The 13,110-nt window shown below is 74.3% G+C and carries 10 protein-coding genes and 1 pseudogene; 3 read left to right on the forward strand and 8 right to left on the reverse strand.

Features of this window, described 5'->3' with window-relative positions; translation table 11 throughout:
• Position 1: 1 nt before the first annotated feature.
• Positions 2-2,035 carry a CDP-alcohol phosphatidyltransferase family protein gene (locus ABD086_RS02990; RefSeq protein WP_343905505.1) on the forward strand — a complete coding sequence of 678 codons (2,034 nt, stop codon included), beginning with the start codon at positions 2-4 and terminating at the stop codon, positions 2,033-2,035.
• On the opposite strand, the gene ABD086_RS02995 is transcribed toward ABD086_RS02990, so the two are convergent.
• Genes ABD086_RS02995 through ABD086_RS03005 form a run of 3 tightly spaced genes read right to left on the reverse strand, consistent with a single transcriptional unit; the run spans position 2,025 to position 5,406 of the window.
• A complete protein-coding gene (locus ABD086_RS02995; protein WP_343905506.1) occupies positions 2,025-2,717 on the reverse strand; it encodes an anti-sigma factor family protein in 693 nt (230 codons plus the stop codon). The genes ABD086_RS02990 and ABD086_RS02995 overlap by 11 nt on opposite strands.
• Positions 2,714-3,226, reverse strand: a complete 513-nt coding sequence (locus tag ABD086_RS03000; RefSeq protein WP_343905508.1) for a sigma-70 family RNA polymerase sigma factor — start codon at positions 3,224-3,226, stop codon at positions 2,714-2,716. Before ABD086_RS03000 ends, ABD086_RS02995 begins: the two co-directional genes overlap by 4 nt.
• A 44-nt stretch (positions 3,227-3,270) precedes the next feature.
• Positions 3,271-5,406, reverse strand: coding sequence for a DEAD/DEAH box helicase (locus tag ABD086_RS03005; RefSeq protein WP_343905509.1), 2,136 nt, complete (start codon positions 5,404-5,406; stop codon positions 3,271-3,273).
• 203 nt (positions 5,407-5,609) lie between these two features.
• Here ABD086_RS03005 and ABD086_RS03010 point away from each other — a divergent pair, with 203 nt between their 5' ends.
• A complete protein-coding gene (locus tag ABD086_RS03010) occupies positions 5,610-6,341 on the forward strand; it encodes an alpha/beta fold hydrolase (RefSeq protein WP_343905511.1) in 732 nt (243 codons plus the stop codon).
• A gap of 64 nt (positions 6,342-6,405) precedes the next feature.
• A complete protein-coding gene (locus ABD086_RS03015) occupies positions 6,406-7,833 on the forward strand; it encodes an MFS transporter (RefSeq protein ID WP_343905512.1) in 1,428 nt (475 codons plus the stop codon).
• A gap of 7 nt (positions 7,834-7,840) precedes the next feature.
• Here the strand turns inward: ABD086_RS03015 and ABD086_RS03020 are convergent, their stop codons facing one another.
• The 5 genes and pseudogenes from ABD086_RS03020 to ABD086_RS03040 all read right to left on the reverse strand — a co-directional run bounded on the left by ABD086_RS03020 (position 7,841) and on the right by ABD086_RS03040 (position 13,086).
• Positions 7,841-9,073, reverse strand: coding sequence for a sensor histidine kinase (locus ABD086_RS03020; RefSeq protein WP_343905514.1), 1,233 nt, complete (start codon positions 9,071-9,073; stop codon positions 7,841-7,843).
• 26 nt (positions 9,074-9,099) lie between these two features.
• The gene (locus ABD086_RS03025) at positions 9,100-9,768 is read right to left on the reverse strand and encodes a response regulator transcription factor (RefSeq protein ID WP_343905516.1); all 669 of its coding nucleotides are present in this window, start codon (positions 9,766-9,768) and stop codon (positions 9,100-9,102) included.
• 50 nt (positions 9,769-9,818) lie between these two features.
• Positions 9,819-12,036, reverse strand: a pseudogene (locus ABD086_RS03030) (heavy metal translocating P-type ATPase).
• Positions 12,026-12,877 (reverse strand): hypothetical protein, encoded by an 852-nt coding sequence (locus ABD086_RS03035; protein ID WP_343905517.1) that lies wholly within the window; start codon positions 12,875-12,877, stop codon positions 12,026-12,028. The pseudogene ABD086_RS03030 and the gene ABD086_RS03035 overlap by 11 nt, the downstream one beginning before the upstream one ends.
• Positions 12,874-13,086, reverse strand: coding sequence for a heavy-metal-associated domain-containing protein (locus ABD086_RS03040; RefSeq protein ID WP_343905519.1), 213 nt, complete (start codon positions 13,084-13,086; stop codon positions 12,874-12,876). Before ABD086_RS03040 ends, ABD086_RS03035 begins: the two co-directional genes overlap by 4 nt.
• Positions 13,087-13,110: the final 24 nt, after the last annotated feature.

The raw sequence follows: 13,110 nt of genomic DNA on the forward strand, positions 1-13,110 counted from the left end.
CGTGCGCCTGGTTCAGCGACCCGCAGATGTCGTCACCGGGGTCCGCGCCGCGCTCGCGGTCGCGGTGGCCGTGCTCGGGCCCGACGGCCGGGTGCTCTGGATCCTGGTCGCGGCGCTCGCGCTGGACTGGGTCGACGGCCGGGTCGCCCGGCGCACCGGCACCGCGTCCCCGTTCGGCGCGCGCTTCGACATGGAGACCGACGCGTTCCTGATCGCCGTGCTCAGCGCGTACGCCGCTCCGGCGTACGGCTGGTGGGTCCTGCTCATCGGCGCCGCCCGCTACCTGCTCTGGCTGGCCGAGCGGGTGCTGCCCTGGCTGCGGCGGCCGGTGCCGCCGCGGCCCTGGCGCAAGGTGGTCGCCGCGGTCCAGGGCGTCGTGCTCGCCGTCGCGGTCGCCGGCGTGCTGCCGCACGCGCTCACCGAGGCGCTGCTGCTGGCCGCGCTCGCGCTGCTGGCCGAGTCGTTCGGCCGCGACGTGTGGTGGCTGTGGCGGACGCGGTACGCCGACGCGCCGTACCCGCGCGGCGGCGGGCTCACCCTGGTCGCCCTGGGCACGGTCTGGGTCGCCCTCGTCCTGCCGGACAGCCCCGGCGACCTGGTCCGACTGCCGGTCGAGGTGCTGGCGCTGGTCGCGGCCGCGCTGCTCCCGTGGCGCCACGCCCAGCGGGCGGCGGCGATGGGGCTGGGCGTGGTGCTCGGCGCCCTGGTGGTGGTCAAGGCGCTCGACGTCGGCTTCGAGAGGATCCTGGACCGCCCGTTCGACCCGACCGTCGACTGGGTCTACCTGGGTCCCGGTGTCGGCGTGCTGGGCGACTCGATCGGCGTCGCCGCCGCCCGGGCCACCGCGGTCGCCGCGGTCGTCCTCGTGCTCACCGTGCTCGTGGCGATCCCCCTCGCCACCGTCCGCGCCACCCGGGCCGTGGCCGGGCACCGCCGCGCGGCGACGGTGCTCGGCGCCGTGGTCGCGCTGGCCGCGGTCGCGCAGGTCGGCTCGACCAACGCCGCGGTGCTGGCCTACGACGAGGTCGTGCAGGTCCGCGCCGACCTGGCGGACCAGCGGACCTTCGGCCGCGAGATCGCCGCGGACCCGTTCGCGGGCCGGGCACACCTCCTCCGGGGCCTGCGCGGCAAGGACGTGCTGGTCGTGTTCGTCGAGTCCTACGGCCGCGTGGCCGTGCAGGGCACCGGCTTCGGCGGCGTCGACGCGGTGCTCGACGACGGGACCCGGCGGCTGCGGGCGGCCGGCTACCGGGCCCGCAGCGCGTTCCTCACCTCGCCGACGTTCGGCGCCGCGAGCTGGCTCGCGCACTCGACGCTCCAGTCCGGGCTGTGGGTGGACAGCCAGCGCCGCTACGACCAGCTGGTCGGCGCCGACCGGCTGACGCTCACCTCGGCGTTCGAGAGGGCCGGCTGGCGCACGGTCTTCGACGTGCCGGCGAACACCCGGGACTGGCCCGAGGGCCGCGACTTCTACGGCTTCGACCGGCTCTACGACTCCCGGAACGTGGGGTACGCGGGGCCGCAGTTCGGCTACGCGCCGATGCCCGACCAGTTCACGCTGCACCGGTTCCAGCAGCTGGAGCTCGACCCCCGCGACCGGGGGCCCGTGTTCGCCGAGCTGGACCTGGTCTCCAGCCACCACCCCTGGGCGCCGTCGCCGCTGCCGGTGCCCTGGGACCGCGTGGGCGACGGGTCGGTGTTCACCGGGGCGCCGACGCAGCCCGGCTCCCCGGACGTGCGGACCCTCTACGGGCAGTCGATCGAGTACACGATGGGCACGCTCGTCTCCTGGTTGGAGCAGCACCCGGACCCGGACCTGGTCCTGCTGGTCCTGGGCGACCACCAGCCGCACTCGTACGTGACCGGCCCCGACCCGGGGCACGACGTACCGGTCTCGCTGATCGCGCAGGACCCCTCCGTCGTACGCCGGATCGCCGGCTGGGGCTGGCAGCCGGGGATCCGTCCCGCGCCGGACGCACCGGTCTGGCGCATGGACGCCGTGCGGGACCGGCTCCTCGCGGCGTTCAGCTCCTGAGCTCGAGCAGCGGGTGGCCCGCGGCGTCCCGGACCTCGACCGAGGCGATCTGGTCGGTCGTCAGGGCGGTCGCCCCGGTGACGCGCATCGTCCGGCCCGGCAGGCCCTTCCACGTCGCGACCTGCTCGGTGCCGCCGTCCCGGGTGTGCACCACGAGCGCGTAGGTGTGCTCGCCCTCCAGGTAGGCGCTCGCCGGCTCGTCGTAGCTGCAGGTCAGGTCGAGCCGGGTGCCCCACAGCACCGAGGTCAGCGACACCTCGCCCCACACGGCCGTCTGGTCGAGCTGGGTCATCTCCCGGGCCGCGGCGACGGTGGGGGTCGCCTGTGGGGTCGGGCCGTCGTCACCGGTCGCCGCGACGACGGCGACGGTGCCGGCCCCCAGCGCGACCACCGCGGCGGCCGCGGCCAGGCCGACGCCCCAGCGCCGGCGGTGCTGCGACCGGCGTACCTCCCGGACCAGGCTGGGCAGCAGCGTGTCCGGCACCGGCTCCGGCTCCCGAGGGGACTCGACCACCTCCGGGGAGACCTGCGCGAGCAGCCCGGGGAGGCCGGCCAGGTCGCGGACCGCGGCCGAGCAGGACGGGCAGGTCGCGAGGTGCCGCTCGAAGGCGAGCCGCTCCTCGGGCGCGAGCGCGCCGAGCACGTAGGCGGCGTCGAGGTGGGCGAGCTCGCACGTGCTCATGCGACGACCCCCATCTCCTCGAGGGCCAGCCGGAGCGCGCGCAGCGCGTAGTGGGTGCGGGACTTCACGGTTCCTTCCGGTACGCCGAGCTTGCGGGACGCCTCGGCCACCGACTGGCCGCGGTAGTAGCACTCGAGCAGCACGGCCCGGTGCTCGGGCGACAGCCGGGTGAGCGCGTCGGCGACCACCCAGGAGAGCAGCAGCTGGTCGGTGCGGTCCGCGTCCGCGGACACCTCGGGTACGTCGGCGACCGCGAGCTCGCTCTGCGACCGCTTGGTGCGCCACTCGTCGATCACGATGTTGCGGGCGACCTTGAACAGCCAGGCCCGGACCGAGCCGGACGCCGGATCCAGGCTCGGGAAGCTGCGCCAGGCGCGCAGCAGCGTCTCCTGCACGACGTCCTCCGCGCGCGCGTGGTCGTTGCCCGTCAGGCGCAGGCAGTAGCCCCACAGCGCGGCGGCGTGCTCGTCGTGCAGCTGGGTCATCAATGCAACCGGGCTCTCGGCCATCACACCTCCACCCCTGTCACGTCGGGGCGGCCCGGGCGGTTCAATCAGGCCGCCGCCTTCTCCTCCAGCGCCCGCGTCAGCAGCGCGACCAGCGCCTCGAGCTGGACGTCGACCGACGACCCGACCTCCTCGTCCGAGCCGTCGAGCGCGACGGCCGCGAGGCCCGCCTTGCTGTCGATCAGCTCGGCGATCCGGGTGTCGATCGTCTGCGAGGCGATGATCCGCCAGGCCGTGACCGGCTCCTCCTGGCCGATGCGGTGCACGCGGTCGATCGCCTGGGTCTGCTCCGCGTCGGTCCACGACAGCTCGGCGAGCACGACGTTGGAGGCGACCTGGAGGTTGACGCCGACGCCGGCCGCGGTGAGCGAGCAGACGATGACCTGGACCTCGGGGTCGTTGACGAAGGCGTCGATGTTGCGCTGGCGCACCGCGGTCGTCTGGTCGCCACGGATCGAGGAGAACTTGATGCCGCGCGACGCGAAGGTCTCCTCGGCCTGGTCCATGACCTCGATGTGCTTGGCGAAGAACACGACCTTGCCGACGCTGCGCGCCAGCTGGGCGGCGTAGTCCGCCGCCAGGCCGGCCTTCGCGCGGCCGATCCGGCGCATCATGCTGAACACGTTCTCGCCGGTCGAGGTGTCCATGTCCTCGCGCTCCCACGTCGCGACGCGGCGGACCAGCTCGTGGTCGATGCCCTCGACGGTCGGACCGGACTTGCGGGTCTGCAGCGCCACCTCGTAGCGCTCGACCAGGCGGCGGGCCAGCTCGCGCTCGGCCTCGCGGATCGAGCGGCCGGCGTCGTCGTCCAGCTCGACCGGCAGGTCGGCGACCCGGCGGGCGGGGATGTCGGCGGCGACGTCGATCTTGCGGCGCCGGACGATGCCCATGTCGACGACCGCGCGGCGCGCGTTCGGGTAGAAGCCGGGGTCGGCCGGGGTGAGGCCGGTGTCCTCGAGCGCGTCCATCAGCGCGCCGAGCGGCTTCTTCTCGTCGATCCAGCCGAGGAACTCCCAGATCGCCTGGAAGTCCTCGATGTCGTTGATCAGCGGGGTACCGGTCAGCGCCATCAGCAGCGGGCGGCCGAAGCGGCTGCGGATCCGGTCGGAGAGGTGCAGCACGTGCTGGGAGCGCTGCGACGACTTGTTCTTGATGAAGTGCGCCTCGTCCACGACCATGCCGCGCATGCCGTGGTTGCCGAGCCAGCCGACGTGCCGGTCGAGGATCTCGTAGTTGACCACGAAGATGTCGGCGTACCCGTCGACGTCCTCGCCGTCGCCGTGGATGACCGTCACGGTCTTCTCCGGCGTCCAGAGGCCGACCTCGCGGGCCCAGTTCATCTTCACGACGTTCGGCACGACGACCAGCAGCGGGTAGGCGTCGGCGGCCTGCGCGGCGAGGAGCGCTTGCGCGGTCTTGCCCAGGCCGGGCTCGTCGGCGAGCAGGAAGGTGCGGTGGCCGTCGGCGGCCCCCGCGACCAGCTGGGCCTGGTGGTGCATCAGCTCGCGGCCGGCGGGCAGCCGGACGTCGGCGGCCTCCGGCAGCGGCATGCAGGAGACGCCGTTGCTGGAGTACTCGAAGGAGCGGAACAGCGGCCCGAGCAGCTCCCAGCCGGCCAGGCGGCGAGCCCGGCCGGAGCCCTGCTGGACGGCCGAGAAGTCGGGCACCAGGAACGGGTTGGCCAGCTGCCGGGAGATCACCGACTGCGGGACGACGCGGCGGTTGGCGACCGCCGGGGCCTCGGCCGGGTCGGGCTCGACGACCTCCTCCTCGGGGACCTCGAGGCCGGCCTGCTGCTTCATCCGCCGCAGCAGGTCGCGCGCCTCGTCGGTCACCTCGGCGTCCTCGGCGAGCAGCGCGAGCAGCGACGGGTGGACCGCGGCGGTCTTGGCGAGGATCGTGGCGATGCCGTCCAGCCGCTTGAGCTGGTCCGCGCGGTGCGCCTCGGTGGCCTCGGCGTCGGCCTTCACGCTGGCCCGCTCCTCGCGGACCAGCAGGGCGACGACCTGGAACTTGGTGCGCGTCGAGCCGTTCACGGCGCCGCGCTGGACCGCGGTCTCCACCTCGCGCACCGCACGGGCCAGGACCGGGATGATGCCCTCGTTGTCGAGGGCACGGCCCCGGCGCTGGTTGCGCGCGGGCGTACGACGGTTCGCCTGCTGGCGTTGGCCCTGTCGAGCCAAGGACCCCTCCTCCGGAGTGCCCGAGTACAGAAGCTGCGGCTCAGGGACGGCCCGGGCGAGCCGCGCTGAGCGATCGATCTGGGACCACCGGTCAGACGGTCGGTCCTGGTGCTGCACCACCCCGCCGACAGACGAAAGGAACGTCGGCGCACCACCAGCGTACCAGCCGGGCGCCCGTCGGCGGGCACCCCTACGTTGACGCCATGACCTCTCCCCCCGACTCCCCGATCGCCTCCCCCGTCGTCCTGGTCCCCGGCTGGTGGCTCGGGGCGTGGGCGTGGGACGACGTAGCCGGTCGCCTCCGGGCCGACGGCCACGACGTCACGGCGCTCACGCTCCCGGGCCTGGAGCCCGACCACCCCGACCGCGGCTCGGTGTCGCTGGCCGACCAGGCCGACGCGATCGTCGCCGCGATCGAGGCCCACGAGCGGCCGGTCGTGCTGGCCGTGCACAGCGGCGCCAGCCAGCCCGGCTACCTCGCCAGCGACCGGGTGCCCGACCGGATCGCGACGCTGGTCTACGTCGACACCGCTCCCGGCACCGGCGCGATCAACCCGGACTTCGCCGACGCCGAGTACCCGCTGCCCGCGACCTGGGAGGAGCTCGGCGAGAACCTCGACGGCATCAGCGAGCAGCAGCTCGCCGAGTTCCGCGAGCGCGCCGTGCCCGAGCCCGCCGGGCCGATGCGGGACGCGCCCGAGCTGTCGAACGATGCACGGCTCGACGTCCCGTCGGTGGTGGTCGCCACCGCGTTCCCCTCCGGCGAGTACCAGAAGGCCGCCGCCGAGGGCGCGCCCTGGCTGGCCGGCCTCAACGACCTGCGGCGCCTCGAGTACGTCGACCTGCCGACGTCGCACTGGCCGATGTGGTCGCGGCCGGCCGACCTGGCGCGGATCCTGGACGAGGTGGCACGGCGGCCGGCTCGCCCGGTGTGACCGGCAGGACCGGCAGCCGGCGTCCGAATTGGTTGTCGTCGGCAAGCATATGTAGCCTGCACCGGTGTCCACCGCTCCACGCCACCCGATGCTCCCGGTCGTCGTTCTGTGCTTCGGCGGCCTGTGCGCGGCGCTGACCCAGACACTCGTGATCCCGATCCAGAGCGAGCTGCCCGGGTTCCTCGGCACCTCCGCGGCGAACGCCGCCTGGGTCGTCACCGTGACGCTGCTGGCCGGCGCCGTGGCGATGCCGGTCGCGGGCCGGCTGGCCGACCTGTTCGGCAAGCAGCGCGTGCTGGTCACCAGCTCGCTCATCCTGCTGGCCGGCTCGCTGGTCTGCGCCCTGTCCAGCTCGCTCGCGCCGGTGCTGGCGGGCCGGGCCCTGCAGGGCCTGGCGATGGGCTTCATCCCGGTCGGCATCTCGCTGATGCGCGAGATCACTCCCCCGCACCTGACGTCGACCGCGATCGCCGCGATGAGCGCCACCCTCGGCGTCGGCGGCGCGATCGGCCTGCCGCTCTCCGCGTGGATCGTCGAGGCCGGCGACTGGCACACGCTGTTCTGGGTGGCGACCGGCCTGTCGGGGGTCGTCGCGGTGCTGACCTGGTTCGCGGTCCCGCACGTGCGCGACGCCCAGCCCGGGCGGCTCGACGTCGTCGGCGGCCTCGGCCTGGCCGTCGGCCTGGTGGCCGTGCTCGTCGGGATCTCCAAGGCGACCACCTGGGGCTGGGGCGACGCCAGGACCCTCGCCTCGATCGCCGCCGGCCTGGCCGTGCTGGTCGCCTGGGCCGCCTTCGAGCTGCGCCAGGACGACCCGCTCGTCGACCTGCGCACGTCCGCGCAGCGGCCGGTGCTGATGACGAACGTCGCCGCGATCGCGATCGGGTTCGGGATGATGGCCCAGTCGATCGTCGTCCCGCAGCTGCTGCAGCTGCCGGAGGCGACCGGCTACGGCCTGGGCCAGTCGATCCTCGCGGCCGGCCTCTGGCTCGCCCCCGGCGGCCTGATGATGCTCGTGTTCGCACCGGTCTCCAGCCGGTTGATCGGCGGCGCCGGCGCCCGGGTCACGCTGATGGTCGGCGCCACCGCGCTCGGCGCCGGCTACCTCGTCGCGCTGGTCCTGATGGACGCGCCCTGGCAGCTGCTGGTCGCGTCCTGCGTCGCCTGCGCCGGCGTGGGCATCGGGTACGCCGCGATGCCCACGCTCATCCTGGACGCGGTCCCGATGCGCGAGGCGGCCTCGGCGGTCGGCCTCAACGCGCTGATGCGCTCGGTCGGCACCACGCTGGCCGCGGCGGTGATGGGCACCATCCTCACCAGCCGCACCCAGGCGGCCGCCGGCTTCGAGGTCCCGACGCTCGGCGCGTTCCAGCTGTGCTTCGTCGCCGGCGCGGCCGCCGCCTTCCTCGGCGTCGCGATCACCGCGGCGATCCCGCGGCGGCAGACGCCCGAGCGGGAGTCCGAGCGCGCGGAGGCCCGCTCCGCGGCGTGAGCCCGGTCTACTGCTCGGCGGGCAGGTAGACCGTCGCCGTCATCCGGTCCGGGTCGTGCCGGCACGGCAGGTCCACGTGGGTGCCGAACCGGCGGTGCTCACCGTGGCTGCACAGCCGCAGCTGACCGCCCGCGGACTCGGTGAGCGACCGGACGATGGCCAGGCCCAGCCCCGAGCCCGGCCGGGCCCGGGCGTCGTCGGCGCGGGCGAACCGGTCGGTGGCCCGGTCGAGCATCGCGGCGTCCATCCCGGGCCCGTTGTCCTCGACGGTGAGCACCTGCCAGTCCCCCACCCGCTGGAGGTCGACCCGGACCGGCGCCCGGCCGTGCAGGTGCGCGTTGGCGACCAGGTTCGCGGTGATCCGGTCCAGCACGTCCTCGGTGACCTCGGGCCGCAGCTCGAGCAGCTGCTCGGCGAGCCGCGCGAGCCGCTCCACGTCGACGAGCAGCTCCCCCAGGATCTCCTCGTGCTCCTCGACGGTGCGGGTCCGGCGCTGGGCCGCCTGCACCCGGCTCTTCAGCACGGTCAGGGGCGTGCGCAGCTCGTGGCTGGCGTCGTCGACGAAGTGTCGCTCGGCCTCCAGCGCCCGCTCCAGGGCGGCGAGCATGTCGTTCAGCGTGTTGCCGAGCCGGACCACCTCGTCGTCGCGGTTGGCCGGGACGTCGAGGCGCACGCCGGTCGCGCCGGACGCGATCGTCGCCGCCTGCCGCCGGTACGCCTCCACCGGTTGCAGCGCCGAGCGGGCCAGCAGGTAGCCGACCGCGGACGCGACCGCCAGCGAACCGACCACGGAGATCGCCAGCTGGACCAGCAGCTCGCGCAGCGCCTCGTCCCGGTGGTCGCGGCGCACGGCGACCACCAGGTACCCCGTTCCGCCGGCGACCTCGATGGGCGTCAGCTGCGCGCGCAGCGGCCGGTCGGAGAACGCCAGGAATCGTCCGACGTCGACCGTCTCCGGGTGGTCGACGCCGTGCGGCTCGACGATCGGCTCGGCGCCGGCCGACGGGCTGTGCGCGACCACCTCGCCGCGGCTGTCGAGCACCTGGTAGATCGCGCCCGTGGCCGTGATCGCGTCCTCGTCGGTGATCCTGCCGTCCGGCCCGGTCGCCTGCTCCAGCGCGACCGTCGCGCGTTGCAGGTCGCCGTCGAGGCCGCGGTCGAGCGCGTACTCGACCCGCCAGTACACGAAGACGGCGGAGGCGGTGAGCAGGACCAGCATGGCGACGGAGAACCCGGCCACCAGGCGAACCCGGATCGGCCACCGGCTCACGGGACGTCGACCCGGTAGCCGGCGCCCCGCAGGGTGGTGATCGTCGACGTGCCGAACGGGCGGTCGATCTTGGCGCGGATCGACGCGAGGTACACGTCGATCACGTTGCTCCTCAGGTCCGTCTCCCCGTCCCACACCTCGTCGAGGATCGTGAACCGGGACACGGCCTGGCCGGCCCGGGAGACCAGCAGCTCGAGGATGTCGAACTCCCGGGCGGTGAGCTCGATCTCCGTGCTCCCCCGGGTGACCCGCCGCGCGGCCGGGTCGACCGTCAGGTCGCCGACCGTGATCGGCCCGCCCGCGGCCGCGGTACGACGGGTCAGCGCGCGCAGGCGGGCCAGCAGCTCGTCGACGTCGAACGGCTTGGGCAGGTAGTCGTCCGCGCCGGCGTCCAGCCCCTCGATGCGGGCGGCGACCTGGCCACGCGCGGTGAGCATCAGCACCGGCACCTCGAGGCCGGTCGCCCGCAGCTTGCGGCACAGCGTGACGCCGTCCATGCCGGGCAGCAGGACGTCCAGCAGCACGACGTCGTACCCGCCGCCGAGGGCCGCCCCGTAGCCGGAGCGGCCGTCGGCGGCCTCGTCGACCTCCCAGCCGGCCTCGGCGAGCGTGGCCGCCAGGAGCGCGCGCAGGCGGTCGTCGTCCTCGACGACAAGGATGCGCATGCCATCGACGGTAGTGCCCGCCGCCTGAACGGACGATGAAACCGCCGGTCCTAGTGGAACCGCCGCAGGCGCAGGCTGTTGCCGACCACGAACACCGACGAGAACGCCATCGCCGCGCCCGCGATCATCGGGTTGAGCAGGCCCGCGGCGGCGAGCGGCAGGGCCGCCACGTTGTAGCCGAACGCCCAGACCAGGTTGCCCTGGATGGTCCGGAGGGTACGCCGGCTCAGCCGGATCGCGTCCGCGGCCACGCGCAGGTCGCCGCGCACCAGGGTGAGGTCGCTGGCCTCGATCGCGACGTCGGTCCCGGTGCCCATCGCCAGGCCGAGGTCGGCCTGCGCGAGCGCCGCGGCGTCGTTGACGCCGTCGCCGACCATCGCGACCACGCGGCCCTCGGCCTGCAGCCGCTTGACGACGTCGACCTTGTCGGCCGGGAGCACGTCCGCGACGACCTCCTCGATCCCGACCTCCCGGGCCACGCTCCGGGCGACCGCCTCGTGGTCGCCGGTGAGCAGCACCGGCCGCAGGCCCAGGTCGCGCAGCATCGGTCGCCTCGGCCGACGTCTCCTTGACGCGGTCGGCGACGACCAGGACGGCGCGGGCGCGGCCGTCCCAGCCGACGGCGACGGCGGTGCCGCCGGTCTCCCGGGCGGCGGCCAGGGCCCGCTCGAGCTCGGGCGTCAGGTGCTGGGACCACTCGGCCAGCAGCCGGGGGCGGCCGACGAGCACGGCGTGGCCGTCGACGACGCCCTGCACGCCGAGGCCCTCGACGTTCGCGAAGTCCTCGACGGCGGGGAGCGGTCCCACCTCGCGCGCGGCGTCGGCGACCGCCCGGGCGATCGGGTGCTCGGACGCGTCCTCGAGCGCCCCCGCCAGCCGGAGGACCTCGTCGTGGTCCTCGCCGTCCGCGGCGACCACGTCGAGCAGCGCCATCCGGCCGGTGGTGACCGTGCCGGTCTTGTCGAGCACGATCGTGTCGACCCTGCGGGTCTGCTCGAGCACCTCCGGGCCCCGGATCAGGATGCCCAGCTGGGCGCCGCGGCCGGTGCCGACCATCAGCGCGGTCGGCGTCGCAAGCCCGAGCGCGCACGGGCAGGCGATGATGAGCACCGCGACCGCGGCGGTGAACGCGGCCGTCGCGCCGGCGCCGGTGCCGAGCCAGAACCCCAGGGTGCCGACGGCGAGCGCGATCACGATCGGCACGAACACCCCGGAAATCCGGTCGGCCAGCCGCTGCGCGGAGGCCTTGCCGTTCTGGGCCTCCTCGACGAGCCGCGCCATCTGGGCGAGCTGGGTGTCGGACCCGATCCGGGTCGCCCGGACGACCAGGCGGCCGCCGGCGTTCACGGTGGCGCCGGTGACCTGGTCGCCGGGGCCCACCTCGACGGGCACCGACTCGCCGGTGAGCATCGAGGCGTCGACCGCGGAGGTACCCTCCTCGACCACACCGTCGGTCGCGACCTTCTCGCCCGGCCGGACGACGAACCGGTCGCCGACGCCGAGCTGGTCCACCGGCACCCGCTGCTCGGCGCCGTTCCTCAGCACGGCGACGTCGCGAGCCCCGAGGCCCATCAGCGCCCGCAGGGCGGCACCGGCGCGGCGCTTGGATCGGGCCTCGAAGAACCGGCCAGCCAGGAGGAACGTCGTGACGCCGGCCGCCGCCTCCAGGTAGATGTTGCCGGTGCCGCTCATCCGCTCGATGGTGAGCTCGAACGGGTGCTTCATGCCGGGCTCGCCGGCGTCCCCGAGGAACAGGGCGTAGAGCGACCAGCCGAACGCCGCCAGTACGCCCATCGAGATCAGCGTGTCCATCGTGGACGTGCCGTGCCGCAGGTTGGCCCACGCGGCCCGGTGGAACGGGTAGGCGCCCCAGACCACGACCGGCGCGGCCAGCGTCAGCGACGCCCACTGCCAGGAGGTGAACTGCCACGCCGGCACCATCGCCAGCGCGATCACCGGCACCGTGAGGACCGCGGAGACGAGGATCCGCTGACGCAGGGCGCGGACCTCGGGATCCTCGCCCTCCTCACCGTCCCCGTCGGGCGCCTGCGCCCGCGTCTCGGGCAGCCGCGCGTGGTAGCCGGCGGCCTCGACGGCCGCGATCAGCTGGTCGGTGGTGACCGAGTCGTCGAAGGTGACCTTCGCCTTCTCGGTGGCGTAGTTGACGGTGGCGGTGACGCCCTCGACCTTGTTCAGCTTGCGCTCGATCCGGTTCGCGCAGGATGCGCAGGTCATGCCGGTCAGCAGCAGCTCGGTCTCAGTGGCCATGTTCTGCCGCCTCCAGGACGAACCGGGCGGTGTGCACGACACCAGCGTGCTTGAAGTCGAGGTAGAGGTGGTAGCGGCCGGGGGTGGGCACCTCCGCGCCGAAGTCCAGGCCGTCCTCCCCGGGGTGCACGTGCAGGTAGGCCAGGTCGCCCTCGCGCAGCGCCACCAGGTGGCCGGAAGCGCCCAGGTACGGCTGCAGGTCGGTGACCGGAGCGCCGTCCCTGGTCACGGTCATGGCCAGCATGGAGTGCTCCCCCGCCGCGAGGTCGCCGGCGACGGTCACGGTGTAGCCGGCGACGGTGTCCGTGCGCTGCACGGGCTGCGCCGCGGGCGGCGCGACCTCACCCGGGACGAGCAGGTCGCCGCCGAGCGTGAGGTCGGGGCCGCCGGTCGGCACGAAGTCGGCCAGCACCCGCCAGGGACCGGGCGTCAGCCGGACGTCGGTGCTCCACTCGCCGGTGGCCGCGTCGAGGACCGGGTGGACGTGCTGGAAGCCGGTGAAGTCACGGCGGACGACGATCAGGTGCAGGCGCTTCTCGTGCTCGACGTCGTACGCCGTGACCGGATGCCCGTCGGGACCGACGATCGTGAACGCGAGCCGGCGCGAGCCCGGCGCGAGGACGTCGTCGGCCAGGGCCAGGCGATAGCCCTCCTGGGCGACCGCCAGTCCGCCCGGCAGGTGCTCGCCCGCCTCCTGGTGACCGGCCGACTCCGTCATGTCGTGGCCCATCGGCTCGGGCTCGTCGACGACCGGCCCGACGGCCGCGCCGGCGGCCCAGGCGACGCCGAGGACGACCGCCAGGCCGGCCGCGAACCCCGCGACCTTCGCGCCGGCGTTCATGCCAGCCGGTAGCCGGCCTCGTCGACGGCGGCGCGGACGGCCTCGTCGTCGACGGGCTGGCTGCTCGTGACCGTCAGGGCCCCGCTCGCGAGGTCCACCTGGACGTCCGTGACGCCGGAGATCTCCTGGATCTCCTCGGTGACGGACGCGACGCAGTGGTCGCAGGTCATGCCGGTGACGATGTACGACGAGGTGTGCGGGGTGGTCATGTCCGTACCATACCCCCCTAGGGT

The sequence above is a fragment of the Nocardioides aquiterrae genome, from assembly GCF_039526625.1.
Classification (GTDB): Bacteria; Actinomycetota; Actinomycetes; order Propionibacteriales; family Nocardioidaceae; genus Nocardioides; species Nocardioides aquiterrae.

Coding starts and splice junctions, on each gene's coding strand:
- ABD086_RS02995 (WP_343905506.1), bottom strand. CDS start 2,717: ATGAGCACGTGCGAGCTCGCCCACCTCGACGCCGCCTACGTGCTCGGC.
- ABD086_RS03000 (WP_343905508.1), bottom strand. CDS start 3,226: ATGGCCGAGAGCCCGGTTGCATTGATGACCCAGCTGCACGACGAGCAC.
- ABD086_RS03010 (WP_343905511.1), top strand. CDS start 5,610: ATGACCTCTCCCCCCGACTCCCCGATCGCCTCCCCCGTCGTCCTGGTC.
- ABD086_RS03025 (WP_343905516.1), bottom strand. CDS start 9,768: ATGCGCATCCTTGTCGTCGAGGACGACGACCGCCTGCGCGCGCTCCTG.
- ABD086_RS03035 (WP_343905517.1), bottom strand. CDS start 12,877: ATGAACGCCGGCGCGAAGGTCGCGGGGTTCGCGGCCGGCCTGGCGGTC.
- ABD086_RS03040 (WP_343905519.1), bottom strand. CDS start 13,086: ATGACCACCCCGCACACCTCGTCGTACATCGTCACCGGCATGACCTGC.